The sequence below is a fragment of the Amycolatopsis vastitatis genome (assembly GCF_002234595.1).
In the GTDB taxonomy this organism is placed as follows: Bacteria; Actinomycetota; Actinomycetes; order Mycobacteriales; family Pseudonocardiaceae; genus Amycolatopsis; species Amycolatopsis vastitatis.
This window is the reverse complement of sequence record NZ_NMUL01000034.1, coordinates 96,980-123,812: the sequence shown is the minus strand read 5'-3', so window position 1 is coordinate 123,812 and position 26,833 is coordinate 96,980. Positions and strand designations below refer to the sequence as shown.

The following is a 26,833-nucleotide window of genomic DNA, read 5'->3' as shown; positions in this document are numbered from 1 at the left end:
TTGCACTGCACGGCCGTCGAGCAGCTGCCGTTGCTGCCGGAGGTGACGTCGTTGAGGTTCCCGGCGTGGGCGTAGGGGTACGCGGCGGGGGTGTCGGACGCGCCGGGGTTGCCGGCGAGCGCGTAGACCGAGGCGATGATCGGCGAGGACGCGCTGGTGCCGCCGTAGACGGCCCAGCCGCTGCCGCCGTAGGTCTGGTAGACCGCGACCCCGGTCTGCGGGTCGGCGACCGCGGAGACGTCGGCGTTGGCGCGCTTGGCGCACCCCGTGGTCACGTTCTGGAAGGACGGCTTGGCCACGCTGGTCGAGCAGCCGCTGCCCGCGCCGCTCCAGGCGGTTTCGGTCCAGCCGCGAGTGCCCCCGCCCTGGGTGAGGGACGTGCCGCCGACGGCGGTGACGTACTGGGACGAGGCCGGGTAGCTGATGCCGTAGCCGTTGTCGCCGGTGCTCGCGGTGATCGCGACGCCGGGGTGGCGGAAGTAGCTGGAGTCGTAGCCGGTTTCGCTGCCGTCCTCACCGCCGCCGTAGCTGTTGGAGACGTACTTGGCGCCCAGCGAAACGGCGGTGTTCACCGCGGTCCCGAGGTCGGTCATGCTCGCCTGGTCCGCTTCGACGAGCAGGATGTGGCAGTTCGGGCAGATCGCGGAGACCATGTCGACGTCGAGGGAGATCTCGCCGGCCCACCCGCTGTCCGCGGCCGGGAGAGGACTGCTTTGCCCGTTTTCGTTGACCTTCTTGAAGCAGCCGTTCGCCGTGGTGCAGGCGGGCAGGCCGTAGGTCGACCGGTAGGTGGCGAGGTCGGCTTCGGCGTTGGGGTCGTCGTTGGAGTCCACAATGGCCACTGTCGCCGACGCGCTGCCGCTCGCGGTGAGGTTGTACGCGGAGCGCAGCCCGGAAGGGCCGAACCCGCTCGGCAGGGCGTCCGGGGTGAGCGCGGCGCGCATGGTGTCGGTCTGGCGTTCGGCGAAACACGTTGCCATGCCGGGTTTCACGGCTTGGGCGCAGACGCGCGCGGTCGGATGCACCGCCGCCGCGGTGGCGGGAACCGCGGCGGCGGGGAGGGCGGGAGCGGTCAAGGCCAGTGCCGCGAAGGCGGCTGTGGCGAGGACTCTTCGGGGTGAACGACGCATGGATCGCTCCTGGAGGGATGCGCGGACGGTGGGCCCCATGGGTGTCCTGTTTATACAGTCCGCTGCCTCGATTCGGTGTGGCTCAAGCAATCGGTGCCCGGCGGCCTGGCGGTGGTTGCGCCGAATGGCCCGCGGACCAATGCGCCATGCCGTCAGGTTCCGTTCCGAACAGGACGAATCGGCGGGTGGGTGCGTCCGACTTTGGTCGTGAATCGCCTCCGACTTTCGTCGGGCCCGGCGTGACGACCCCCTCCTCGATGAACCCGGCGGGGCCGCGGTCCGTACTTAAGGAAGGGTGTGGAGCGGAAGTACGGGAGACCTCTGGTGACTGCCATCGACGAAAGCCGGCGTCGTGCCGGAAAACGGGATCAGGACGGGGTGCCGGGCTGGAACGTCGATCCGGTCCTCGTCCTGACCTTGGTCCTGTTGGTCGGGTTCCTGGCGCAGGGTCCGGTTCGGCGGCTGTTGTCCACTCCGGTGATGCAGAGCTGGATGACCGTGTTCGTGGCGGTGGTCGTGCAGGCGCTGCCGTTCCTGGTGCTCGGCGTGCTGTTGTCCGCCGGGCTCGCGGTCTTCGTGCCGCCTTCGGTCTTCACCCGCGTCCTGCCGAAACGGCCGGCGCTGGCGGTGCCGGTCGCCGGGCTGGCCGGGGCGATCCTGCCCGGTTGCGAGTGCGCGTCGGTGCCGGTGGCCGGCGCGCTGGTGCGCGGTGGCGTGACGCCCTCGGCGGCGGTGGCCTTCCTGCTGTCGGCGCCGGCGATCAACCCGGTGGTGCTGACGGCGACGGCGGTCGCGTTCCCCGGGCAGCCGCAGATGGTCGTCGCCCGGTTCGCGGCGAGCCTCGCGGCGTCGTGCGTGATGGGCTGGCTGTGGCAGCGGCTCGGCCGTCCGGACTGGCTGCGTCCCCGTGCCGCCCACGCGCACGAGGACGGCGACGGCCGGGGAGCGGCGTTCTGGGGATCGGTGCGGCACGACGTGCTGCACGCGGGTGGGTTCCTCGTCGGCGGCGCGATGGCCGCCGCCACGCTCAAAGCCGTGGTGCCCGCGTCCTGGCTGCACGCCGCGGCCGGCCACCCCGTCTTGGCGGTCCTGGCCCTGTCGGTCCTCGCGGTGCTGCTGTCGATCTGTTCGGAAGCCGACGCGTTCGTCGCGTCTTCGCTGACGCAGTTCTCCCCGACGGCGCGGCTGGCGTTCCTGGTCGTCGGCCCGATGATCGACCTGAAGCTGTTCGGCATGCAGGCTGCCACGTTCGGCCGCGGGTTCGCCCTGCGGTTCGCGCCAGTGACCTTCGTCGTGGCCGTGCTGGTCGCGGTCCTGACCGGGGCGGTGCTGCTGTGAACCGGACCGTGCAGGCGATCCTGCTGTTCCTCGTCGGCGGCGTCCTGCTCCACGCCGGCGCGACCGGGCTGTACCTGCGTTACGTCAAGGCCGGGCTGCGCCCGCTGGTGCTGGCGGCCGGAGTGGTGCTGGTGATCGCGGCCGTCGCGACCGTCTGGTACGCGCGGCGCCGCCCGGCCAGGCATCCGGCGCCCCGGGTCTCGTGGCTGCTGGTGCTGCCGGTGTTCGCGCTGGTCCTCGCCGCGCCACCGGCGCTGGGTTCCTACAGCGCGATGCGCGCCGGCACGGCCGTGACCGCGCCGCGGATCGTCGCCCCGCTCCCGGACGGCAACCCGGTCAGCCTGACGGTGATCGACTACGCGGACCGCGCCGTCTACGACCAGGGCCGGTCGCTGGCCGGCCGGACCGTCACGCTCACCGGGTTCGTGGCGTTCGACCACGCCGGCGTCCCGTACCTGGTCCGGATGCTCCTCAACTGCTGTGCCGCGGACGCCCAGCCCGTGAAGGTCGGCCTCGCCGGAGCGGTTCCGCCGGTGCTGCAACCGGACTCGTGGCTCGAGGTCACCGGCACCTTCACCGCCGAGCAGGCCAAGGACCCGGTCAACGGCGGCGCCATCCCGTTCGTCGACGTCGGGCAGGCCCGGCCCGTCCCGCCGCCCGCCGACCCTTACGAAAGCCGGGGTTAGCGCGGGGCCGGGACTCGGGAAGCGGTGGCCGGGCGGAGGACCCGGCGGACGGCGCCGCGCAGCCACTGGTGGGCCCCGTCGGCGGTGTGCCGCGGGTGCCAGGCCATGCCGATCTTCACCGGCGGCAGGGGCAGCGGAATGTCCAGCAGGCGCAGTCCCATGGCGTGTGCCGCGTCGCTGAGCGGCGTCGGGGGCTCGTCCTGCAGCGCGGCCGGCACCAGGCAGACGACGTCGCCGGCCGCGGCCAGCGCCATCGCGGCCAGGTGCCCGGGCAGGACGGTGCCGACCCGCCGGCCGAGCCCGTGTCCGGCCAAGGCCACGTCGAGCGGGCCGGTGAAGCGTCCTCGGCGACTCACCGCCACGTGCTCGGCCGCGGCCAGCCCGGCCGGCGTGAGGGTTCCATCGGCGAGCGGGTGCCCGGCACGGACGCCGGCCGTCATCCGCAGCGTGACCAGGTCTTCGACCCGGGTCTCCGGGTCGACGTGGTCGATGGCGCCGATCTCCAGGTCGATCCGGCCGTCACGCAGCCCGGGGCCGCCCTCCTGCTCCTCGGCCGACACCCGCAGCGAGACACCCGGTGCCTCGCGCCGGGCCAGCTCGAGCAGACCCGGCGCGAGCGCCGCGCCGACCAGGTCCGAGGCCTGGACGGTGAAGGTGCGCCGGAGCGTGCCGGGGTCGATCTCGCCGCTCGGGGTGAGCAAGGCCGCCAGCCGGCGCACCACCGCGGCGGCCTCGTCTCGAAGCGCTTCGGCGCGCGGCGTGGGCACCATCGCCTGCCCGGCCCGCACCAGCAGCGGGTCCTGAAGCACCCGGCGCAGCCGGGCCAGGGTGCGGCTCATCGCCGCGGGGGAGGTGTGCAGCCGCGCGGCGGCACGGGTGACGCTCTGCTCGGTCAGCAGGGCGTCGAGGGCGACGGCGAGGTTCGCGTCGAGGGTCGAGAAAGGGCTGCTCACCGGCATAATTCCAGTTCTGATAATGATCGGATGCTGAAGTTCCCATTGTGGCAATGCGGTCCGGATCACCACGCTGAGGGGGTCAACCCGATCCGACACGGACGCGAGGATTCATGATCGTCATCACCGCCCCCACCGGAAACATCGGCCGACGGCTGCTGTCGCTGCTGGTCGACGCCGAGCAGGAGCTGCGCGTCGTGGTCCGCGACCCCGCCCGGCTTCCCGAGCCCGTCCGCGGACGGGTCGAGGTGGTCACCGGTTCACACGGCGACGCCGCGACGGTCGAACGGGCCTTCGCCGGGGCCGACGCCGTTTTCTGGCTGGTGCCGCCGGACGGCTCCCGCACGCCCGAGGAGGCGTACAGCGGCTTCACCCGGCCGGCGGCGCAGGCGTTCGCCGCCCACGGTGTCGGCCATGTCATCGGCGTCTCGGCCCTCGGCCGCGGCACCCCGCAGGCCGCCCGGGCCGGGCTGGTCACCGCGTCACTGGCCATGGACGACCTCATCGCCGGCTCCGGCGTCGCCTACCGAGCCCTGGCCTGCCCGTCCTTCTTCGAGAACCTGCTGGAAGAGGCCGGCTCGATCCGCGAAGACGGCGTCTTCACCGACACCATCGCCCCGGACCGGCCGGTGCCGCTGGTGGCTGTCGCCGACATCGCCGCGACGGCGGCCGGGTTGCTGCTGGACCGCTCCTGGACCGGTGTCGGCAGTGTGCCGGTGCTCGGCCCGCGGGACCACTCGCCCGAGGACCTGGCTCGCATCATGACCGAGGAACTGGGCCGCCCGGTCCGCTACCGGCGTCAGCCGCTCGAAGAGCTGCGGTCCACCATGCTCGGGTACGGCCTCGACGCGGCGTTCGTCGAGGGCATGGTCGAGATGAAGCGCGCCAAGGACGAGGGCCTGGACTCGGGCGTCGGCCGCTCGCCGCAGGCCGGTCCGGCCATCGGGTTCGCGCAGTGGTGCGCGCAGACTCTCAAGCCCGCCGTCCTCGCCGCGCCGGAGGCCGTCGACGCCCGCTGACCGCGGTACCGTGGTGCGCGCCCGGCCGCCGCCGGGTGTGCCGACGCCCCCGCCGGACTCGAGGTGGCCGTGCCCGAACCGCGCAGCATCGAAGACCTGCCCTTCTACGCCCACCTGGAAGCGGAGGAGTCCGCCCCGGAGGAGGGGGAGCTGTTCGACACCGCGTTGTTCCGGGACGTTTCCTTCGAGGGCGTCCACGCCGGCAATCTGCGCTTCCTGGAATCCGCGTTCACCGGCGTCGACTTCGGCCAAGCCCGCCTGCGGCGCAGCCGGTTCAACGACGTGTGGATCGACGACTGCCGGATGAACGGCGCCGACTTCGCCGAGACGAGCTGGCTCGACGCCGAGTTCGGCCGGACGGTCCTCGGCGGGACCGCCCTGTTCGACTCGACGCTCACCCGGGTCGGCTTCTTCGGCTGCAAACTGGTCGGGACCAACCTGCGGAACGCCGAGCTCCGCGACGTTACCTTCACCGGCTGCGTCATGCAGGACGTCGATTTCGCGGAGGCCGTGCTGACCAACGTCAGCTTCCCCGGCTCCCGGATTTCTTCGCTGCACGTCGACGGCATGAAGGCCGAGAACGTCGATTTGCGCGGAGCGGCGGAGATCGGCATCCAGAGCGGCTACGGCTCCCTGGCGGGAGTGCGGATCACCCATGTCCAGCTGCTGCACCTGGCCCCGGCGCTCGCCCAGTCGCTCGGCTTGATCCTCGACGACTGAAACCTGCGGCGCCCGGCCGGCCTGCGCTACCGTCGCGGGAGACCGCACACTCCGGGGGGAACCATGCGCCGACTGGCCGTGTCCGCTGCCTGCACCGTGCTCCTGCTCGCCGGCGCCGGAACCGCCGCCGCGGAACCGGATCCGCGTCAAGCCGCACTGGAGTCGGCTGTGCGGGCCGGAAACGTGGGAATGATCGCGATCGCGGCGGATCCGGCCGGCCGGTGGCGGGGACGCGCCGGGGTGGGCGACGTCGTCACCGGCGCGAAACCGGACACCGGCGGGCGGTTCCGCGTCGGCAGCGTGTCCAAGACGTTCACCGCGACGCTCGTGCTGAAGCTCGCCGCGAAGGGCAGGCTGGGGCTCGACGACCCGATTTCGAAGTACCTGCCCGGCCTGCTGCCGTACCCGGAGCCGATCACCGTCCGGCAGCTGCTGCAGCACACCAGCGGCATGCCCCGGGACGTGGCGCCGCAGTACGGCTGGACCACCCTGCCGGAGGTGGACACCGAACGCTTCGTGCACTTCGGCGAGATCGAGGCGATCCACGACAGCACCGGGCAGCCGCTGCTGTTCCCGCCGGGCACGAACTGGTCGTACTCCAACACCGGCTACAACGTGCTGGCGCTGCTGGTGGAAAAGCTCACCGGGCGGCGGTTCGAGCAGGTCCTGGCCGACTGGATCACCGGCCCGCTGCACCTGGCCGACACCTTCCTGCCGCGGGACTTCCCGCTGGTGCCGGACGCGGCCATGCGCGGCTACGAGCAGCTCTACCCGGCGCCGCACGGGCTGACCGACGTCACCGCGTACAACCTCAGCCGCTATGTCGGCGCCGGCAACATCATTTCGAGCGCGACCGACCTGAACCGCTTCTTCCACGCGCTGCTCGGCGGCGAGCTGCTGCCGGCCGGCCTGCTCGCGCAGATGAAGACCACGGTCCCGTGGCCCGGCACGAACGGCCGGATCGGCTACGGGCTGGGGCTGATGCACATTTCCCTGGACGGGGTCTGCGGTCCCGGTGCCCCCAGCGTCTGGGGGCACGCCGGGGACGTGCCGGGGTACAACACGTGGAGCATGAGCGACGAGACCGGCACCCGCCGGATCACGGTCGCGTCCAGCCCGGACGTGACGGCGTCCGCTGCCGCGGACGCCGGCCGGACCCTGGTGATGGTGACGGAATTCTGCACCCCGGACCTGCCGGACGCGCAGGCGAACGCGGCGCGGCTCCAGGCGGCGGTCCGCTGACGCCCGGCAGGGTTGTCGTGAGTGGTAAAGCGGGTTAGAACCCGCCTGAACACTCACGACAAGCCGCGTGGGGGAGCGGTGACCGGCCCTTACCCCAGGCTGCCCAGCAGCAGGCGGGCGGCCGTTTTCGCCCCGTCGGTGCGGATTTCGGCGCCCAAGGCCTTCGCCCGCGCGCGGGTTTCCGGGGCCAGTGCCGTTTCGAACGCCGCGGTCAGGGACTCGACCGTCGCCGTCGGGCCGTCGAGAGCCGCGCCGACTTCGCGGGCGGCCACCTGGCCTGCCCAGTACGGGTTGTCCGCCAAGCGGATGGGGACCACCACCTGCGGCACGCCCGCCCGGGCGGCCGTCTGCGTCGTGCCCGCGCCGCCGTGGTGGACCACCGCGGCCAGCTTGCCGAACAGGCGCTGGTGGTTGACGTCGCCGATGGCGAAGCAGTCCTCCACGGCCAGGTCGGCCCAGCCGCGGGAGACCAGCACCCGGTGCCCCTGGGCGCGACTGATCTCCACCGCCCAGCGGGCGATGTCCGGTGCCGGGCTGATGCTGCCGAAACCCACGTAGACCGGCGGCGGGCCCGCGGCCAAGAACGCCTCCAGGCCGGCGGGCAGCGGACGTTCGTCGACCTGTGTCCACGCACCTGTCTGGACCACTTCGAGGCCCGGGGTTTCCGGCCACGGACCCAGAACCGGGTCGGCCGCCAGCCACGGCCGGGCGGAGTAGACGTGGTCGCGGACGTTGCCGACCGGGGGCAGGCCGAGTGCGGCCCGGTGACCGTTGAGCGGCTCGCGGAACTGCTCGTCCACCCGGGTCGGCGTCCAGCTCCCACAGCTTCGTGTTGTCCGCCCCTTCCGGCTCGGGCCACCCCGGCCGGGGTGGCGGCGCGTGGTGCGGCGACGGCAGGTTGACCGCCGCATAAGTCACGTAGACGTAGTGGATGCCCGCGGCTTCGGCGACGGACCGTGCGGCGACCTGCGCCAGGCCGGCCGCCACCAGCACGTCGCATCCGTCGGCCGCGGAAGGGAAAACGTCGAACTGCGTCTCGAGCAGCTCGTTCCGGTACCGGGTCAGCTCCGCCGCCGTCGGCGGGGCCGTCGCGCGCATCAACGCCCGCACCGGCGGCCCGACCGGCACCGAGGCGATTCCGAGGCCGGCCAGCCGTTCCGTGAACTCCTCGTCCGGCGGGACGCACATCCGCACTTCGGCGCCGAGTGCCCGCAGCTGCACCGCCAGTGCCACCAGCGGTTCGACGTCGCCGCGTGTCCCGTACGTGGAAAGCAGCACCCGCATCGGTTGTCCTCTTCGCTTTCTCTTCGGCGATGTGAGCGCTTTCCCCTCGCGCGGAACCGCCTTCGGTGACTACTGTCGAGACGGACAAGGCTCCTGACCGTCAACAGAACTTGAGGGCCACTCGATGCCTGTTTCGTCCGTACCCGCCCCTGATGTTTCGATCATCTTGCCCTGCGCCGGATCGGGAACGCGCTTCGGCGCGCCGTACGCGAAGGAGCTGCATTGCCTGGCCCCCGGGGTCACCGTCCTGGACCGCAGTCTGGAAGCCGTGGTCGATCTGGTGCGAAGTGGACTCACCGTGCGCGTGGTCGTCGTGTTCGGGACGCACAAGCTGGATACGGTGAAGTACCTGGCGCGTTACGCCGGGATGATGCAGCTGGTCTTCGTCTACCAGGACGGCTCGGCCGAACCGGGGCTCGACGGAGCGATCCGGTGCGCTCTGCCGATGACGCGGGGACCGGTGGCTCTCGTGCTTCCTGACATCGTTGTCAGCGACGCCGGCAGCCTGCGCAACGCCCTGCGGCACACGGAGGTCGCGGGGTGGGCGGTGGTCGCCGCCGAGGAGCGGGATCCCGCGGTACTGCGGCAGATGGGCGCGCTGACCGTCGTGGACGGGACTGGCGACGTGCTGGTCAAAGCGGCCGCGGAGAAGCCGGCGGATCCCGCGGGGTTCAACGCGCTCTGGGGCATGGTGGCGGTCGCCGAGGACGAGGCGCACCGGCTGCCCGACGTGGTCGTCAGGGCGGCGGACAGCCCGCTGGCCGGTGCGGTCGCCCTCATGGTGGAGCGGATCGTCAACTACAACACCGCCGAAGGCTGACTCGGTCCTTTGTGGACTTAAGCGAGGAGAAGGATGCTCGACGACGTGATGACGGCGCTCGATACCGTCCTGCCCCGGCTGGCGGCTGTCACCGGTACCCCGGGGGTGGCCGTCGCGGTGGCGACGAGCGACGAGCTGCGGACGGCCGCGACCGGGTTCGCGGACCTGGCCGCGGGCACGCCGATGACCGCCGAGACCCCCGCGCCGGCGGGCTCGCTCACGAAACCCGTGACGGGGCTGGCTTTCCTGCAGCTGGTCGAGGCGGGCGTGGTGGGCCTGGACACGCCGGTCGACGAGGTGCTGCCCGCGGGCCTGCGTGGCCCGGACCCGGCGGCCGTCACGACGGCCATGCTGGCGGCGCACCAGGGTGGCTACTACAGCGACATCGTCACGGCGACGGCGCCCACGGCACCGGCCGAGCCGATCCTCGACTACGTCCGGCGCCGGCACGAGATCGGACGCGCCGTGGAGTACGGCGGGAGGCTGCCGCTGGTGACGGCTCCGGGGCCGTATTCGTACTCGAGTTTCGGCGTCGGGGTGCTGGGCGGCGTCGTCGAGCACATGGCGGGCGAACCGTACGCGGCCCGGGTCCACCGCGAAGTGTTCGCCGCGACCGGGATGACGGCCACGAGCATCGACGACAGCCGTGGCAGCACGGGTTATCTGGCGTTCGGCGACTGGTGCGTGCCGAGCCCGCCCCTGCGTACCGCGGCCTATCCGGGCGTCGGGATGTCCACGAGCGCGGCGGATTTCGCGCGGTTGCTGCAATCCCTGCTGCGCACGGCCCGGGGCGACCGCGGCCTGGTCGGGCCGGACTCGCTGGCGGCGATGGTGACGCCGCGGATCGCGCGTCCGAGCCCGCACGGCGTCCGGTCGTTCTCCGGCTTGACGCTCGAGCTGGCGGACCCGGAGCTGGGCGAGGACTGGTGGTGGGGGCACACAGCGGCGTTCCCGTGGGGATTCTGGTGGGAGGCAAGGGTTTGGCCGCACCGCGACCTGGCGGCGGTGGCGGTGGGCAACCGGTGGGACATGGCCCGGTTCCACAACCCCGCCACGCGCAGCGCGCCTGGCTTGGCGGTCGAATGGGCGGGTCGCTGGGCGGTGTCCGGGGCGCCGGGGAAGCTGCCGGACATGGACGGCAGGCCCCGCTGGACCGGACCCCGGCCCACGGCGGAAAGCTCGCGCTGGATGGGAGTGCTGACCGGCGAACGCACCCACGGCCTGCTGGGCGTGGCGGAACCCTTGCCGGTCACGGCGATGACCGCCGGCGCACGTTCCCTCGGCGACGCGGACCTGGGCGGCTGGGACCCGGAAGCGTTCGCACGCGGCGTGGAGCAGGCCCGCGCGGTGGCCCCGGATCCGGACGCGCTCGGCGTGCTGGGCCGCGAACTCGGCCCGGCGGCGGCGCTGTGGATGCTGGAGTGCGGAGCGTCGAGCGCGGACCTGACGATGCCGGTCGGCTTCTACGCGGGCGCACCACGGTAAGCCCTTGGGGGGCGCAGCCCGGTCTCAAGCGCCCCAATGTGGCGTTCGGTGCGTCCAACGCACCGAACGCCACATTGGGTGCGTCCAGCGCAACCAACGCCACATTGGGGCGCTTGGGACCCGAGAGCGGAAGCGAGGCGGGCGCGGTCAGCGCAACCGGACCTCCAAGGCGACCCGGTGCCGGGCGCGCGGCAGCGGCACCCACGCCGGCTCGGAAACCGGCTCCACCGCGGGAAACCGGTCGAACAGGCTGCGCAGCGCGACCTCCGCCTCCACCTTCGCCAAGGCGACCCCGAGGCAGAAGTGCGGCCCCCAGCCGAACCCCACGCTGCCTTCGCGGCCGCCGTGCTCGGCCTGCCACCGGACGTCCGCGGCGTGCGGGTGGGCGAACTGCGCCGGGTCGCGGTTGGCCGCGCCGAGCACCGCCTGCACCGCGTCGCCCGCGCTGATCCGCACGTCACCGACCACCATGTCCGTTGCCGCGTAACGCAACCGGGCCAGCTGGACCGGGCCGTCCGTGCGGACCAGCTCGCGCACCGCGGCCGGCCACAGCTCGGGCCGGCTTCGCAGCAGCTCTCGCTGGGCGGGATCGCGCATCAGCGCGAGTGCCGCGTTGGCCAGCATGTGCGCCATCGTCTCGTGGCCGGCGAGCACCAGGAACACCACGAGTGCCACGGCGTCGACGTCGGTCAGGTCGTCCTGGGCGACGACCTCGCTGAGCAGGTCTTCCCGCGGTTCGGCGCGGCGGCGGTCCACCAGGGCGTGGCAGTAGGCGAACATCTCGCCGAGCGTCGGCGTGATCCGGGCCGGGTCGCCGTCGACCAGCACCTTGCCCCAGCGGTACCAGTCCGCCCAGTCCGCTTCGGGGACCCCGACCAGTTCGCAGACCACGGCCATGGCCAACGGATACGCGTACTCGTCGAGCAGGTTCGCCGTCGCGCCCAGCCCGTCGAGCAGCTCGTCGACGATCTGCTGCACCCGCGGGCGCAGCGTGGCGACGCGAGTCGCGCCGAAGGCGTGGCTGATGCTGCGACGCAGCCGCGTGTGCTCGGCGCCGTCGAGGCTCAGCAGGCTCGCCCGCAGGTAGGGCAGGTGCTCCGGGGGCGTGCCCAGCGCGAGGAACGCCGCCTCCTGCGTCTGCGCGCCCTGTCCCGGGAGGCCGGTGGGATCGTTGCGCACGGCCGGATCCGACAGCACGGCGCGGACCTCGGCGCTCCCGGTCACCAGCCAGCCCTCCTCGCCGTTCGCCAGCCGGGCCCGGCAGACCGGTGACGCGGCGAGGATGCGGTCGTAGCCGCGGATCGGGTCGTCGAGGACGGCCGGATCGCGGACGTCCACCACGGGTTCGGACGACATGCAGCAGAACTCCTCGAGAAAGACGGGTCAGCCTTTGAGCGGGCCGCCGTTGATCGCGACGCGGTGGCCGAAGCGGGTGTGCGGGTAGTAGTCGTACGTCGCGTGGTGCTGGACGCAGCGGTTGTCCCAGAACACCAGCGTGTTCGGCGCCCAGCGCACGCGGCACGCCAGCATCGGCCGGTTCGGCACGACCGAGAACAGCAGGTCGAGCACCGCCTGGCTCTCGTCGGCCGACAGCTGCGGGATGCGCGAGGTGTAAGCCGGGTTGACGTACAGCAGCGGCCGGTCGGTTTCCGGGTGCCGCACCACCACGGGGTGCTCGCTGACCGGCGGCTCGTAGCCCTCGGGGATCTTGTGGCCGCGGAAGGCGTGCGCGCCGTCGTGGATCGCGGTCAGCCCGGCCAGCAGCTCCTTCAGCTTCGGCGACAGCATGTCGTAGGCGAGGTGCATGTTCGCGAAGAGCGTGTCGCCGCCGCTGCCCGGCTCAGGCATCCGCGTGATGTGGAGCATCGAGCCCAGCGACGGCTCCGCGTCGGCGGTGCCGTCTGCGTGCCAGCCGTTGCCGAACACGTTGGCCGACTCCGGTGCGGTCGCGACTTCGAGGATGTACGGGTCGCCGTGCTCGGGCGGCGGGTTCACCGGGCGCAGCTCGCCGAAGCTCGCGGCGAGGCGCTTGTGGTCTTCCACGCTGATGTCCTGGTCGCGGAACACCAGCACGTGGTGGTCCAGGAACGCCGTCTTGAGCTCGGTGAGCTGTTCGTCGGTCAGCTCCCGGGTCAGGTCGAGCCCGGTGACTTCGGCGCCGAGGACGGGGGTCAGGCCCCGCACCGCCAACGTCCGGTAGTCGCGCGCCGGTCGCGTCGTGATCCGCTTGACGGCGTCGAGTTCGTACTGCTCCATGGTTTCCTTTCCGCTGTGGGTCTCACAGTCCGATGGCCGCGGCCACTTCGGTGACGTGCGGGGCGCGCACGATGCCGTAGTGGGTGGCGGGCAGTTCGTGCCAGTGGCTCGGTTCGGGCAGCAGCGCTCGCCAGCCGTCGCGGCCCGCCACCGGCAAGCCGGGTTCGGCTTCGGCGGCGAGCCAGACGTGGCTGGGTGTCGCGGCCAGGCGGGGCAGGTCGTGCCCGGCCATGCTGCGCAGGTTGGCCCGGCACGCGCGGGCGAGCCGCCGGGCGTGCTCGCCCGCGGTGCCGCCGGAGGCACCCAGCTCGCGCTCGAAGACGGTCTCCAGCTGCGCGTCGCTGTAGTCCGCGGCGCTCGCGCCGGGCGGCGGCGGGTCGATGAGGTGCAGTGCCCGCACCGGCTGCCCGGCCGCCTCGGCCTCGGCGGCCATCCCGGTCGCGACCCAGGCGCCGAACGACCACCCGGCCAGCTGCCATGCGTGCCCGGGGAACCGCGTTCGCATCGCCGTGTAGTAGCGGCGGGCCCGGTCCTCGACGGACCACCCGGGTGGTTCCGGGCGGCTCAGCGCCGGGTCGGCGATCACGCAGACCCCGAGTTCGGGTGGCAGGGCGTCGACGAGCGGCCGGTACGCGTGGACGTCCCCGCCGACGGGGTGCACGAGGCAGACGACTTCCCGCGTCGTCCCTTCGCGCCAGACCTGCACCACGACTTCGCCGGTCTCGGCGGCTTGTTCGAGCTTCGCGAGCAACGCCGACATCGTCACCTCCGGGCCGAGCCAGGCGAGGTCGAGGTCGACGCCGTAGAGGCGTTTCACCGACTCGACGACGTCCAGCAGGGTCAGGGAGTCGGCGCCGAGGTCGTAGAGCGGCACGTCCGGGTCGAGTTCGGCGACGCCCAGGAGGGCGCGGACTTCTTCGGTCAGGTCCGCTCCGGCCGGTTTGGCCCTTGGTGTGGTGTCGCGTTCGTGGAAGCCGCGAGCGGCTTCGAGGCCGGTTGTCGCGATCAGGAGCTGTGGGAGGCCCGTCCCCAGCGCGCGGGCGAAGGTGCGTCGGCCCTCGTCGTCGCTCAGGCCGACGGCGAGGTGGGCCTGGTGCCGGGCATCGGTTTCCAGGGCCGTGACGGCCATGCCGCTGTCGCGCCAGACGTCCCAGCCGAGGGAGAGCCGGGCGGTCGGGCCGTCGCGGTGGGCGAGCGCGTCGAGGAACCCGTTGGCGGCGGCGTAGTCGAGCTGGCCGGTGCCGCCGAACTGCGCCGACAGCGACGAGCAGTAGACGGCGAGCTCGGGTCGATCGCGTTCGATGAGCCGTTCCACGAGGAGGGCGGCGGCGAGTTTGACGTCTTGCGTGCCTTCGCCTCGGGTGGCGATGAGGCCGCCGGTCGGCGTCCCGGCCGCGTGCACGATTCCGGTGAGGGGACCGGGGATCTCGTCGACGGTGACGGTCGTGAGGTCGGCGGCCAGCAGGTCGACGCGGTCGGCCCACGGTTTGAGCGCTTCGGGCAGGTGGGGGTGGCGCGCGAGCAGGATGACGCGGCCGGCGGTGCGGGTCAGCAGTTCCTCGGCGACGGCGGTCCCGATACCGCCGGTGCCCCCGAGGACGAGGTGGGTTCCGTCGTGGACGACGGGCTCGCCGGCGGTGGCCGGAGCGCTGTCTCGGACCCACCAGAACCCGGTTCGGAGGGCGACGCGCTCGGGCGGGGTCGGCCCGGTGAGCAGGTCGGCGAGGAGGTCCAGGCCGGGGCCGGGGAGGTCGGCCCAGTGGCCGGGCACGCCGGTTTCCTGGGGACCGACGGCGGTGATCCCGGCGAGCAGCCCGGCCTCGGGGCGCGTGACGGCCGTGGTGGCGGCTGCGGCGCCGGCGGAGATCCACCATGTCCTGAGTGGACGGTCGCGGACGGCCCGCAGCAGGGCGGCGGGGGTGTCGACGCAGGCCCATTGCGCCCGATTCAGCGACTCTTCGCCGACCGGTCCGGTGATGCCGAGGGGGAGGGTGTGGAGCCAGTCGATTTCCCGGTCCGGCAGCGCATCCAGTACCTGACGCAGGTGCGCGGTGTCGGCGGGGTCGGCTTCGAAGGAGCCGGGGCTTCGGCGGGCAAAGTGGTCCGCCGCGTGAACCCGGACGACGCGCGCGTAGGCGGCGTCGAGGGCCGGCGCGTCAAGCGGGCCTTCGCCGGAGATGACGAGGATGCGGTCGGTCCGGGCTGCGGTCGTTGCCCGCCGCAGGCGGACCCAGGTGGGCTGGTGGAGCCATTCGCTTTCGGGCAGCCGGGTGGTGGTGGCCCGCCGCGGGAAGTCGAAGTCCCGCGCGGCGAAGGCGGGCGGCGGGAAGTCCCACGGCGCGGGGGCGGGGGAGCTGTCCCAATCGACGGAAGCGCCTGCCAGCCACGCGGTGGCGAGTTCGGCAGGCGGTCCCGCTGTAGTGAATGACTCATTCATGTCACCGGACGACTGGAATGAGTCATTCACTACAGCGACGGAGCCGGTGCCACGGGGGGCGATCTCCCGGGGCTCGGCCGTGCGCAGCCACGCGACTGCCTCGGCCGCGTCCTCGCAGGCCGCCGCCAAGCGCCAGGGGCCTTCCCGGCGGCCCGACTGCAAGTGCCGGAGTACGTCCACATAGGACCCCGGATGCGCCGTCAGATATTCCGCCACCCGAGCCGCCTCGAGACGCAACGCGGCCGCGCTGCGCGCCGAAAGCACCAGGCACCGCGACGGATCCGGGCGCGCGGGCGATACCGGGCGGACCGACTCCAGCACCACGTGCGCGTTCGTCCCGCCGATGCCGAAGCTGCTCACCCCCGCCACCCGCGGGCCCGCGGGCCACGGTTCGGCGGACGTCGGCACCCGGAACGGACCCAGGTCCAACGCCGGATTGGGCACGCGGAAGTCCACCGTCGGCGGCAGCACGCCGTGGAACACCGCCAAGGTCGCGCGGATCAAGCCCACCACCCCGGCCGCCGCGCCCAGGTGGCCGAGCTGGCTCTTCACCGAGGACAACGCGCAGCCCACCGAATCGGGCATCGCCTCGCGCAGGGCCGCCACCTCGATCGGGTCGCCGAGGCGGGTGCCGGTTCCGTGCGTCTCCACGTAGCCGACGTCGGCGCCCGGGCGCCCGGCCCGCCGGAGAGCGGCCCGGATCGCCTCGCGCTGCCCCGCCGGCGACGGTGCGCTGTAGCCCTGCTTCACCGCGCCGTCGTTGGTCAGGGCCGAGCCCGTGATCACCGAGTACACCGTGTCGCCGTCACGACGAGCCGCCGAAAGCGGCTTCAGCACCACCACGCCGACGCCGCTCGCGCCCACCGTGCCGTCCGCGTCGTCGCTGAACGGGCGGCAGTGGCCGTCCGGCGAAAAGATGTGCTGCGGCCGGTACCGGTAGCCCCCGGCCAGGGTGACGTCGACGAGCACCCCGCCCGCCAGCATCACCTCCGCCTCGCCGCCGCGCAGCATCCCCGCCGCCTGGTGGACCGCGACCAGCGAACTCGAGCACGCCGTCTGCGTCGTCAGCGCCGGACCGGTCAGGTCGAGGTGGTACGCCACCTTCGTGGCCAGGAAGTCCTTCTCGTGGTGCAGGGCCAGCTGGAAGCCGTCCGGCAGCGCGGACGGGTCGGCTTCGCGCAGCATTTGCTGGAAGTACGTGTTCTCGCCACAGCCCGCGATCAGCCCGACGCCGGCACCCGACGTGATCCCGGCGTGCGACAACGCCTCCACACACGCCATCAGCAACTGCCGTTGCTGCGGGTCCATCAGCGCCGCGTCGCGGTGGCTGATCCCGAAGTGCTCCGGGTCGAACGCCAGGGGATCGTCCAGGAGGCTGCGCGCACCGACCAGGCCGTCGGCGGCCGGGAACTCCTCGATGCCGCGGCGGCCGGAAACGACCAGGTCCCAGAACGCCGCCAGGTCCCGCGCGCCGGGCAGCCGCACCGCCATGCCGACGACGGCCACCGGCTCGTCGGCGGCGGGCCGGGAAGTCAAGGTGGCCGCAGCCGGGCCGCTTTCGAGGTGCCGCGTCAGGTCCCGGAGCGTGACGTGCTCGAAGAGGTCCGCCACGGTGAACCGGTACCCCGCCTCCGCGCAGCGCAAGTGGAACCGCATCAGCGACAGGGAACTGGCACCGGCGGCGAAGAACGTCTCGTCCGGACCGATCGGCGCGCCGGTCACCTCCTCGAACAGCGCCGCCAGCTCGCTCGACGGCCGGGCCGCCGTCCGCTGGAGGTCCGTTCCCGCCGCACGGGCCGCGGCGTCCCGGTCCAGCTTCCCGCTCGGCGTGCGCGGCAGGGCGTCGACGACGCGGAAGCGGTCGACCCGCGCGTGCGGCGGCAGCAGCGGCCGCAGGAAATCCGTCAGCTCGGAAGCCGCCGGAGTCCGGCGGCACTCCAGGAACGCGGCCAGCCGGTCATCCCGAACCGCGACGACCGCGTTGACGACGTCGGGGTGCCGCAGCAGCGCGGCTTCGACCTGCCCGAGTTCCAGGCGGTGCCCGCTGAGCTTGACCTGCCGGTCGGCGCGGCCGTCGAAGTGCAGCAGCCCGGCGCGGTCGAAGTGCGCGAGGTCGCCGGTGCGGTAGTACAGCTCCGGCAGCTCGGCGAACTTCTCCGGAGCCGTTTCGCCGAGGTAGCAGCGGTTCGCCGCGAGCCCGCCGATGAGCAGCTCGCCGACCTGGCCCGGCGGCAAGGGCGCCCCCGCGGCGTCGGCGATCCGCAGGACCGCGTTCGCCACCGGACGGCCGATGGCGGGCCGGTCCGGCCAGTCCGCCGGATCGCCGTCGAGGGTCAGCGCGCTGACGACGTGGGTTTCGGTCGGCCCGTAGTGGTTGTGCAGGCGCGCGCCGGGCAGCCCGGCGAACCACCGGCGGATCGCCGGGGTGCACACCAGCTGCTCGCCGGCGGTGATCACGTCCCGCAGCCGCGACGGGTACCGCCCGAGCCGGACGCCGTGCTCGGCGAGCAGCTGCAACGCCACGTACGGCAGGAAGATCCGTTCGATGCCGGCGGATTCCAGCTGGGTCAGCAGTGCTGGGACGTCGTGGCGCCATTCCGGGCGGATCAGGTGCAGCCTGCCGCCGCCGCAGAGGGTCGTGAAGATTTCCTGGAACGACACGTCGAACGACAGCATCGAGAACTGCTGGGTCGCCGCGGGCGGCGCGTCCTGCCACTGCAGCAGGTTGGCCAGGGTGCGGTCCGGGACGCGCACGCCCTTCGGCACGCCGGTCGAGCCCGAGGTGAACAGCGTGTAGAGCGGACGTCCGGTGTGCCGGGCGGGGACGTCCGGCACCGGCTCGTCGGTGAGCGTGACGAACCGCCGCTCGATGTCCGTGTCGAACATTTCGCCGGGGGCGAGCAGGACGCAGCGCGGCCGGGCCCGGTCGAGCATGTCGCGCAGCAGCTCCGGCGGGTACGCGGGGTCGAGGGGCACGGCGGTGATGTTCAGCCGCGCGAGGGCGAGGAGCGCGACGACGTGCTCGGCCGACGGCCGGAAGTACAGCGCGATGTCGGTGGCGTCGCCCGGCAGGGTGGCCGCGAGCCGGGCCGCGTGCGCGTCCAGCTCGGCGTAGGTCAGTGTCGTGTCGCCGGTCAGCGCCGGGGCGCCGGGCGTCCGCGCGACCTGACGCGCGAAGCCTTCCGCCACGGTTTCCCACGTCAACTCGGCAAAGTGACCACGGCCGTGGTCGCGACGGTCCGGAGTCCGGGCGTCGCCGTGCAAGGCGCGGTCGAAGACTTCGCCGAGGGCTGCCGCTTCGGCTTCGGTGAAGTGGCCTTCGCCGTACTCCCACAGGCAGTCGAAGCCGTCCAGCCGTTCGACGACCGACAGCGTCAGCGCGCACTTGGCCTCGGCCGCCTCGATCCACTGTGGACTGATCGAGCAGCCGGGCAGGCGCAGCGCGCCGAAGTCGGTGTTCTCCAGGACGAACAGGTAGTCGAAGGCCGCATACCCGGGGTCGAGGTCGGCGAACGCGACGTCCTGGTGGTCCAGTGCCGCCCCCGCGGCCTCGCCGAGCCGCCGGACCTGGGCGCCCAGGTCCTCGTCCGGGTCCACGGAAAGCGGCAGCCGCACGGTGTTGGCGAACATCCCGACGCTGTCCTCGAACGCCCGCACCGGCCGGTTCGCCACCGGGGCGGCGATCCGGGGCCGGGTCCGCCCGGTCACCGCGTAGAGGCTCCAGGCGAACACGCCGAGCAGGAGCTGGAAGCGGGTGAGGCCCAGTTCGGCAGCCCACTCGTCGACGCGCTCGCGGCCGATGCGAGTCGTGTGCAGGCGCCCTGCCAGAGACGCCTCACCGAGGCGCTCGGCGTCGTCGAAGCGGCCGGTCAGCTGGGCGCGATAGCCGGTGGAGGTGAACCAGCGGGACTGCCACGCGGCGAAGTCGAACAGTGTGTGCGCGTCCGGCCGCGGTTCGGCGCCGGACAGTTCCCGGAACAGGATGTTCAGCGACCAGCCGTCGACCGCGATGTGGTGCAGGCACAGTAAAAAGGTGCCATCGGGTCGCCAGGCCGTCCGCATCAGCCGACCCGAGGCGAGATCGAAGGGCGCGGTGAAGAAGTCCTCGGCGGGCTCGGTCCACGGGTCGTACGGCGCCTTCGCCACCTGCCGCAAGCCGTCGGGAGTCGCCTCGAACGCCGTCCGCAGTGCGGGGTGCCGCTCTACCAGAGCCCGCACGTCCCGGCGCAGGGCATCGACGTCGGGGTCGCCGGTGACCTGGAACGCGAGGGGCACGTGGTACGCCGTGGAAGCCGGATTCCGTTGCTGCAGCAGCCAAAGCCGCTGCTGCTCGCTGGTCGCCGGGGCCGACGCGGCGGTCGTCGGCGGGCCTGGTTCCGGGTACGCCGCGCGCCCGGCCGCGGAGACGGCAGCGGCGAGGTCGGCGAACGTCCCGCGTTGCACGACCGAGGGCGCGAGGTCCGCGCCCCAGCGTTCCCGGATCGCGAACCGCAGCCGCAACGCCTTCAGCGAGTCGCCCCCGGACCGCAGCCACGTGTCGCCGGGATGAAGATCCGGGACGTCGAGAGTCTCCGTGACCACGGCTAGGACTTCGCGCTCCCACGCGGTCGCCTCGCCGCCGGTGTCCGGCCGCCACGGTGAAAACCCGCCGGCCAGCAACGCGGCTTCGTCGACCTTCCCGTTCGCGTTCCGCGGCAGCTCGTCGACGCGGAACACGTGGTGGGGCCGCATGTAGGCCGGCACTGTCTCGCTCAGGTGCGCCTCGAACGCGTCGTAGGACAGCTCGCCCGCCACGACGAAGGCGAGCAGCTCCGCCGTGGCCGCCCGGCGCACGGCCACGTGCACCTGCCGGATCTCCGGGTGGGCCAGGAGCCGCTGCTCCAGCTCGCCCGGCTCGATCCGGAACCCGCGGACCTTCACCTGCCGGTCGGTGCGCCCGACGTAGGCGTACCGGCCGCCCGGCAGCACGCGGACCAGGTCGCCGGTGCGGTAGAACCGCGCGCGGCCTTCGTCCAGCCACGGCAGCCGGACGAACCGCTGTCCGGTCTCCGCGGGCAGGCCGCGGTACCCGAGGGCGACGCCCGCCCCGGAGATGTACAGCTCGGCGACCTCGCCTTCGGCGGCCACGCGCTCGTCCGGCGTCACCGCGACCGCGCCGGTGCCCGGCAGCGGACGGCCGATCGGCACGACGTCGCCGTCGAAGCCCCGCGGGATGGCGTAGCTGAGCGCGAACGTCGTCGTTTCGGTCGGGCCGTAGCCGTTCTGCAGCCGCGTCGGCGACTCGGGGTTGGCCTGGTACCAGCGGCGGATCAGCGGGGCGTTGAGCTGCTCGCCGCCGATGACGACCCGGCGCACGGTGGCGAAGCTCCCCGGCACGGCCTCGGCGACCGCGTTGAACAGCGTCGCGGTCACGAACATCGTGTCGACTCGCTCCCGGACGAGCGCGCCGGCGAACGCCCGCGGGTCGCGGACGGTCTCGTCGTCGAGGATCACGCACGTGCCGCCGGTCAGCAGCGGCACCCACACCTCGAAGCTGATCGCGTCGAAGGCGGGGTTGGCCAGGCAGGCGAACCGGGTGCCGATGTCGAGCCAGCCGGGTTCGGCCAGCCGCAGGATCCCGGCGTCGCGGACCTCGACGCCCTTGGGCCGCCCGGTCGTGCCGGAAGTCGAGAAGAGGAACGACGCCGGCGCGGGTTCGGCGGGCGTGCCCGCTTCCGCGGTCCCGGACAGAAGCTCGGCTGGAGTGCTGCCGGGCAGTTCGTCACTGACGACGGCGGCCGCGCCCGCGTCGGCGAGGATGACGTCGCGGCGCGCGGGCGGGCTCTGCCGGTCCAGCGGCACGACCTGGCCGCCGAGGCGCAGGATGCCCAGCATCACCTGGACCAGCTCCGCCGAGCGGGGGAGGGCGACGGCGACCGCATCACCCGGGCGGATCCCGCGGCGGGACAAGGCTTCCGCGACGGCGGCGGCACCCGCGTCCAGCTCGGCGTAGGTGAGGCGGCGGTCGCCGTCGGACACGGCGAGGGCGTCCGGGTGCCGCAGGGCCCGGTCGTGGACGCGGCGGGCGATCGAGGTCATCGGGCCGCCAGCTCGGCCGTGATGAGCTTGGCGACCAGCGGCAGTGCGTCGCTCTCCAGCATGTCCCAGTGCCCGCAGTCCGCGGGGACCACCTCGAACCCGCCGCGGGCGCGCCGGCGCCAGAACTCCGCGGTGCCGGGGATCGTGTCTTCGCCGACGGCCTGCACGAACACCACTCGCGCCGCCGTCTCGCCGGGATCGTGCTCCCGCGCGGTCAACCGGTTGTGGTTGTACGTGCGGTGGTAGCGCTCGATCTGCGCGTCCTCGATCCCGGGGTACATCCCGTTGAAGCGGACCAGTTTCTCGCGGAACTCGGCCGCCGACACCGGCTCGATCGCCGCCCGCGCGGCCGGGTCGTCGGTGGCGGTGGTGTCGAGCAGGACGATGCTGACGCGCGGGTGGTGCTCCGCGAGCCGGCGCCCCATCTCGTACGCGACCAGGCCGCCATAGGAAAGTCCACAAAGGACCAAAGTCTCGTCCGGTCGCGGGTCGACGAGCAGCAGGTACTCCTCGGCCATCGCCTCCACGCTCGGCAGCGGCTCTTCACCGGCGTTGAGCCCGGGGGACTGGATCCCGACGACACCGGCGTCGTCGGGCAGCAAAGCGCTGAGCGGCAGGTAGCAGAACGCCGTGCCACCGGCCGGGTGCACGCAGACGACGCGGGTCTCGCCGTCGCCGCGGCGGAACTCGATCAGGTTGCCGCCGCGCGGTGGGCTGCCCGCCCGCAGCAGCGCCGCCTGCGCCTCGATGGTCGGGTGCAGGATGACGTCCCGCAGCGGCAGCTCGCACCCGAACTCCGCGCCGATGGCGTGGGCCAGCTTGATCGCCGAGATCGACGTGCCGCCGACGTCGAAGAAATCGTCCGAGACGCCGATCGCGGGGTGCAGCAGAAGGTCTCGCCAAATCCGCAGCAGTGCCAGTTCGACCTGGTCGCGCGGGGCGGCGGTGTTGACCGGGTTGTTCGACGCGCTCGTCCGGGCGTGCGCCAGCACGGCGTCGCGGTCGAGCTTGCCGCTGCGGCTCAAGGGCAGCCGGTCGAACTCGGCGAACACCGACGGGATCATGTAGTCCGGCAGCCGGTCGGCCAGCACGGCCCGCCACTCGTGCGCGGTCCGGCCACCGCCGCCCGCGACACCGGCGACGAGCCGCGGCTCGCCCTCGCGGTCCACCAGCACGGCGGCCTCCCGGACACCGGGCACGGCCAGCAGCGCGGCCGTCACCTCGCCGGGCTCGATGCGGAACCCGCGCAGCTTGATCTGGTCGTCGCGGCGGCCCGCGTACTCGGCTTCGCCGCCGGGGAGCCATCGAGCGAGATCACCGGTGCGGTACATCCTCTCGCCGGGCACGAACGGGTCCGCGACGAACCGTTCGGCGGTCAGCCTGGGGCGGTTCAGGTAGCCGCGGGCCAGGCAGTCACCGGCCAGGAAGACCTCGCCCGCCACGCCCGGTGGCACCGGGCGCAACCGCTCGTCCAAGAGGTACAGCCGCGACCCGGGCAGCGGCCGCCCGATCGGCGCCGGGCGGTCCCGGGGCTCCGGGTCGAAGTGCGCGGTGGCGTAGAGCGTGGCTTCGGTCGGCCCGTAGCCGAAGCAGATCCGCAGGCCCGGCAAGGCCGCGGCGAACCGGGCGAGCGCCGCCTCCGGCAGCGGTTCCACGCCGGTCAGCAGCTGCCGCAGCGCGAGTCCGTGGAGGCGCGTGGGGTCTTCGTCGATCCACCGGATGTAGGCCGGCGGCAGGAACGCCTGGACGACTCGGTGGTCTCGCAGCCACGCCAGCAAGGCCGCGGGGTCCGGCCGGACGTCCTCGGGCACGACGTGCAGCACGGCGCCGGTGGTCAGGGGCAGCAGCAGTTCGTGCACCGAGGCGTCGAAGCCGATGCTCGACCACGCCGATGTCGCTTCGCCGGGTGTCGCGCCGAAGCGGTCCAGCCACTGGTCGAAGAGGGCGAGGACGCTGTGGTGGGTCACGGCGACCCCCTTGGGCCGCCCGGTCGACCCCGACGTGTAGATCACGTAGGCCGTCTCGCGGGGGTCGCTCGCGACCGGTCTCCGGGTCTCGTCGCCTTCGGCCTCGAGATCGGTGACGTCGTCGCCCAGGACCAGCACCGGGCGCGCGTCCTCGACCATCGCCGCCCGCCGGGCGGCCGGCTGGGCCGGGTCGAGCGGCAGGTAGGCGGCGCCGGTCTTCAGCACGCCCAGCACCGCGACCACCAGCTCGGCCGACCGTCCACTGTGGATCGCCACGACGCCGCCCGGCCGGGCCCCGCGGCGGCGCAGGGCGTTCGCCAGCTTCGTGCTGCGGCGGTCCAGCTCGCGGTAGGTGAGGGCCCGGTCGTCGCAGACGAGAGCGGCCGCGTCCGGGGTCGTGTCGGCGTGGGCGGCGAACCGCTCGACGAGCCCGCCGGGACGCCGTCGCGGACGCGGACCGGTGCTCCAGGCGGTGAGGATCTCGCGGCGTTCGGCTTCGTCGAGGAGCTCGTAGCTCGCGATGCCGGCGTCCGGTCGCGTGGCCAGCTGGTCGAGCAGCCGGACGAGGTACCGCGCGTACCGCTCGGCGGTGGTGTGGCCGAACAGGGCGACGGCGTAGTCGAGGTGCCCGAGGACGTCGCCGTTCTCGTCGGCGAGACCGAGGGCGAGGTCGAACTTCGCCGGGGCGTGCTCGACGTCGAGGGCCTCGACGGCCACGCCCGGCAGCTCCAGCAGGTCGTGCATGGTCGGCACCCAGGCGAACATCGTCTGGAACAGCGGGGTGTGTGCCGGGCTGCGCGGCGGGTTGACCAGCTCGACGACCCGTTCGAACGGCAGCTCGACGTGGTCGATCGCGCCTCGAAGAGCCGCGCGGACCTGCTTGAGCAGGACGGCGCCGGTCGGGGCGCCCGCGAGATCGGCGCGCACGGCCAGGGTGTTGACGAAGAACCCGATCGTGTCGGGGTACTCGCCGCCGGCGCCGCGGTTGGCCGCAGGCACGCCGACAACGATGTCAGTTTGTGCGGAAAGCCGGGAAAGCAGGATGAACCAGCAGGTCAGGATGGTGGAGTAGAGCGTGACGCCGTGCTCGCGCGCCACCGCCTTCAGCCTCGCGGTCAGCTCTGGGCCGAGGGAGACCGGCACCCGGGCGCCGCGGTAGTCCTGCCGGGCCGGGCGTGGCCGGTCGGTCGGCAGCTCCAGCACCGGCGGCACGCCGTCGAGCCGGTTCCGCCAGTACGCCTCGTGCGGAGCCGGGCCGTCGCCCGCGAGCCAGTCCTGCTGGGCCCGGGAGTGCTCGCGGTAGGGCCGCGCCGGCGGCAGGTCCGCCGGAACACCGCTCAGTTGAGCGGCGTAGAGGACGCCCAGCTCGCGCAGCAGCAGGGTGCGCGACCAGCCGTCGAAGACGACGTGGTGGACGGTGATCAGCAGGACGTGGTCCTCGCCGCCGTCCCGGAACTGTCGGTGCTCCCCGGTAGCGTGGAAACCGGGGGGCGGCGCCCCGGCCAGCAACCGCGCCCGGGCCAGCGGCGCCCGCGTCAGGTCGAAGGGCTCGAACGCAGCGGTGCGCCGCAGCTCGGCCGCTTCACCCGGCCCGGCGACCTCGGTGACCTCGCAAGGAAACCCGTGACCGGCGGGTTCGACGATCTGCACCGGCTTGCCGTCTTCGACGACGATCCGGGTGCGCAGGGCTTCGTGGCGGTCGGCGAGGGCGTCGAGGGCCCGTTGCAGCGCCTCGCGGTCCAGTGGTCCCCGCAGGGCGAAGGCCATGGTCTCGTTGTAGGCCGGTCCGGCCCCGTCCAGCTGGGAGACGGTCCAAAGGCGCTGCTGACCGGACGACAGCGAAGCGGACACTCGCATCGAGGACGGCCTTTCCGGGCGGGGCGGGCGAACCGGTACTGCTTTGTGCCGTCGCAGCCGAGGTCGGGGAAACGCTCTCTGTCTGTCCGGACAGTTAACACCACACCATCGGGTGAAGACGAGGGGTGACGGAAGTTTGCCCGGAAGTCCCTCGGCCCTTCCCGCTCGTGACCGGCCTCAAGCCGTGAACTCGGTGTCCGGCAACGGCAACACGAGCCGGAAGCAGGCACCTTCCCCGGCCGCGGTCTCCAGTTCGACGTCACCGCCGTGGGCGCGGGCCAGGGAACGGGCGATGGCGAGCCCCAGCCCGGCGTCGGCACCGGGCGTGCGGGTCCGGGAACGGTCGGCCCGGTAGAAGCGGTTGAAGACGCGGCTCGCCTGCTCGGCAGCCATGCCCGGTCCGTCGTCGGCCACCTCGAGCACGGCTCGGCCGTCCACCGTGCCGACCCCGATGCGAACGGGGGTGCCCGCCGGGGTGTGGGCGGCGGCGTTGCCCACGAGGTTGGTGACGACCTGGCGCAGCCGGGCCTCGTCGGCGTCGACCGGCGCCGGGCCGGGCAGTTCGGCGCCGCCCGGCCCGGTCAGGGAAACGTCGCGGGCCGGGTCGAGGGCCCGCAGGTCGTGCCGGGCGTCGACGGCGAGGGTGCGCAGGTCCATCGGAGCCCGGTCGAGCTGCTCTTCGGGGGCCTCGTCGAGCTGGGCGAGCAGCAGCAGGTCCTCGGTCAGCGCGGTGAGCCGGGTGGCTTCGCGGTCGATGCGGCGCATCGCATCGTCCACATCGGACTGTTCCGGCAGTGCCCCCATCCGGTAGAGCTCCGTGGAACCCTTGATGCCGAACAGCGGCGTGCGCAGTTCGTGGCTGACGTCCGAGACGAAGGTCCGCATCCGCGCCTCGGACGCGGCCCGGTCGGCGAACGCGCGTTCCAGGTGACCGAGCATGGTGTTGAGCGACGTCGCGAGGTGCCCGATCTCCGTGCCGGGCGACGCGAGGACCGGGACGCGCCGGGTGAGGTCGCCGCCGGCGATCGCCGCGGCCGTGTGCTCGATCCGGCGCAGCGGGCGCAAGCCCCGGCCGAGGGCGAACCAGCCGGCCGCGGTCAGCACGACCAGCAGCGCGGCGCCGGTGACCAGGCTGCTCGTCCGCAGCTGGGCGATCGTGGCGTCGGCTTCGGCGAGCGGCGCGGCCGAAACGACCGTCCCGGCCCAGCGGACGGCCGGGCGGGCGACGGCCCGCCAGCGCTGCGACCCGTCGGCGGCGTCGAGGTCGACGGCCGTCCCGTCGGCCGGGACCGTGCGCAGCGCGTCGATCGGCGGCAGCGCAGCACTGCCCACCCGCGAGGAGTGGAGGCCGCCCGCCAGCGCGCCGCCCTGGGCGAAGTACACGACGTACGGGGTGCCGAAGAGCTCCAGCGCGGGGTCGACGAGATCGGGCCGCACGGCGGGGCTCGCGGCCGGGGGCGGCCCCGCCGCCCGGGAGACGAGCTCGGTCATCGAGCGCAGCTGGCCGTCGAGCCGGTCGAGCTGGAAGCGTTCCAGCTGATCGGAGACCAGCGCGCCGATG

Annotated in this window: 14 protein-coding genes and 1 pseudogene; 7 read left to right on the top strand and 8 right to left on the bottom strand. The window is 73.1% G+C overall.

Going from position 1 to position 26,833, the window contains the following annotated elements:
* Positions 1-1,130, bottom strand: a 1,130-nt coding sequence (locus CF165_RS31160) for a S53 family peptidase (RefSeq protein ID WP_439098528.1), incomplete at its 3' end; no start/stop codon positions are given.
* A gap of 324 nt (positions 1,131-1,454) precedes the next feature.
* Here CF165_RS31160 and CF165_RS31155 point away from each other — a divergent pair.
* Positions 1,455-2,468 carry a permease gene (locus CF165_RS31155; protein ID WP_093951163.1) on the top strand — a complete coding sequence of 338 codons (1,014 nt, stop codon included), beginning with the start codon at positions 1,455-1,457 and terminating at the stop codon, positions 2,466-2,468.
* The gene (locus CF165_RS31150) at positions 2,465-3,154 is read left to right on the top strand and encodes a TIGR03943 family putative permease subunit (RefSeq protein ID WP_093951162.1); all 690 of its coding nucleotides are present in this window, start codon (positions 2,465-2,467) and stop codon (positions 3,152-3,154) included. Before CF165_RS31155 ends, CF165_RS31150 begins: the two co-directional genes overlap by 4 nt.
* Here CF165_RS31150 and CF165_RS31145 read toward each other — a convergent pair.
* Entirely contained in the window at positions 3,151-4,107 is a 957-nt protein-coding gene (locus CF165_RS31145; protein WP_240521880.1) for a LysR substrate-binding domain-containing protein, read from the bottom strand. The two genes, CF165_RS31150 and CF165_RS31145, sit on opposite strands and share 4 nt — an antisense overlap.
* A 113-nt stretch (positions 4,108-4,220) precedes the next feature.
* On the opposite strand from CF165_RS31145, the gene CF165_RS31140 reads away from it, so the two are divergent.
* From CF165_RS31140 to CF165_RS31130, 3 genes are all read left to right on the top strand, one after another.
* Entirely contained in the window at positions 4,221-5,126 is a 906-nt protein-coding gene (locus CF165_RS31140; protein WP_093951160.1) for an NAD(P)H-binding protein, read from the top strand.
* Between the two features lie 69 nt (positions 5,127-5,195).
* A complete protein-coding gene (locus tag CF165_RS31135; protein ID WP_093951173.1) occupies positions 5,196-5,846 on the top strand; it encodes a pentapeptide repeat-containing protein in 651 nt (216 codons plus the stop codon).
* Between the two features lie 63 nt (positions 5,847-5,909).
* Entirely contained in the window at positions 5,910-7,088 is a 1,179-nt protein-coding gene (locus tag CF165_RS31130) for a serine hydrolase domain-containing protein (protein ID WP_093951159.1), read from the top strand.
* 89 nt (positions 7,089-7,177) lie between these two features.
* On the opposite strand, the pseudogene CF165_RS31125 reads toward CF165_RS31130, so the two are convergent.
* Positions 7,178-8,372, bottom strand: a pseudogene (locus CF165_RS31125) (glycosyltransferase).
* Positions 8,373-8,496: 124 nt separating this feature from the next.
* Between CF165_RS31125 and CF165_RS31120 the strand changes: the two are divergent.
* A complete protein-coding gene (locus CF165_RS31120; protein WP_093951158.1) occupies positions 8,497-9,192 on the top strand; it encodes a glycosyltransferase family protein in 696 nt (231 codons plus the stop codon).
* 33 nt (positions 9,193-9,225) lie between these two features.
* Positions 9,226-10,677, top strand: a complete 1,452-nt coding sequence (locus tag CF165_RS31115; protein ID WP_093951157.1) for a serine hydrolase domain-containing protein — start codon at positions 9,226-9,228, stop codon at positions 10,675-10,677.
* A gap of 147 nt (positions 10,678-10,824) precedes the next feature.
* Here the strand turns inward: CF165_RS31115 and CF165_RS31110 are convergent, their stop codons facing one another.
* The 5 genes from CF165_RS31110 to CF165_RS31090 form a co-directional block, all read right to left on the bottom strand.
* The gene (locus CF165_RS31110; RefSeq protein WP_093951156.1) at positions 10,825-12,033 is read right to left on the bottom strand and encodes a cytochrome P450 family protein; all 1,209 of its coding nucleotides are present in this window, start codon (positions 12,031-12,033) and stop codon (positions 10,825-10,827) included.
* Between the two features lie 27 nt (positions 12,034-12,060).
* Entirely contained in the window at positions 12,061-12,933 is an 873-nt protein-coding gene (locus CF165_RS31105; protein WP_093951155.1) for a TauD/TfdA dioxygenase family protein, read from the bottom strand.
* A gap of 22 nt (positions 12,934-12,955) precedes the next feature.
* A complete protein-coding gene (locus CF165_RS31100; RefSeq protein WP_093951154.1) occupies positions 12,956-21,448 on the bottom strand; it encodes a non-ribosomal peptide synthetase in 8,493 nt (2,830 codons plus the stop codon).
* Complete coding sequence (locus tag CF165_RS31095; RefSeq protein ID WP_240521879.1) at positions 21,445-25,272, bottom strand: non-ribosomal peptide synthetase; 3,828 nt, start codon at positions 25,270-25,272, stop codon at positions 21,445-21,447. The genes CF165_RS31100 and CF165_RS31095 overlap by 4 nt, the downstream gene beginning before the upstream one ends.
* 177 nt (positions 25,273-25,449) lie before the next feature.
* Positions 25,450-26,763 carry a sensor histidine kinase gene (locus tag CF165_RS31090; protein WP_240521878.1) on the bottom strand — a complete coding sequence of 438 codons (1,314 nt, stop codon included), beginning with the start codon at positions 26,761-26,763 and terminating at the stop codon, positions 25,450-25,452.
* Positions 26,764-26,833: the final 70 nt, after the last annotated feature.

What these genes read in the sequence shown, in the direction of transcription:
- CF165_RS31140 (WP_093951160.1), top strand. Translation starts at nt 4,221, where the DNA reads ATGATCGTCATCACCGCCCCCACCGGAAACATCGGCCGACGGCTGCTG.
- CF165_RS31130 (WP_093951159.1), top strand. Translation starts at nt 5,910, where the DNA reads ATGCGCCGACTGGCCGTGTCCGCTGCCTGCACCGTGCTCCTGCTCGCC.
- CF165_RS31120 (WP_093951158.1), top strand. Translation starts at nt 8,497, where the DNA reads ATGCCTGTTTCGTCCGTACCCGCCCCTGATGTTTCGATCATCTTGCCC.
- CF165_RS31115 (WP_093951157.1), top strand. Translation starts at nt 9,226, where the DNA reads ATGCTCGACGACGTGATGACGGCGCTCGATACCGTCCTGCCCCGGCTG.
- CF165_RS31110 (WP_093951156.1), bottom strand. Translation starts at nt 12,033, where the DNA reads ATGTCGTCCGAACCCGTGGTGGACGTCCGCGATCCGGCCGTCCTCGAC.
- CF165_RS31105 (WP_093951155.1), bottom strand. Translation starts at nt 12,933, where the DNA reads ATGGAGCAGTACGAACTCGACGCCGTCAAGCGGATCACGACGCGACCG.
- CF165_RS31100 (WP_093951154.1), bottom strand. Translation starts at nt 21,448, where the DNA reads ATGACCTCGATCGCCCGCCGCGTCCACGACCGGGCCCTGCGGCACCCG.
- CF165_RS31095 (WP_240521879.1), bottom strand. Translation starts at nt 25,272, where the DNA reads ATGCGAGTGTCCGCTTCGCTGTCGTCCGGTCAGCAGCGCCTTTGGACC.
- CF165_RS31090 (WP_240521878.1), bottom strand. Translation starts at nt 26,763, where the DNA reads ATGACCGAGCTCGTCTCCCGGGCGGCGGGGCCGCCCCCGGCCGCGAGC.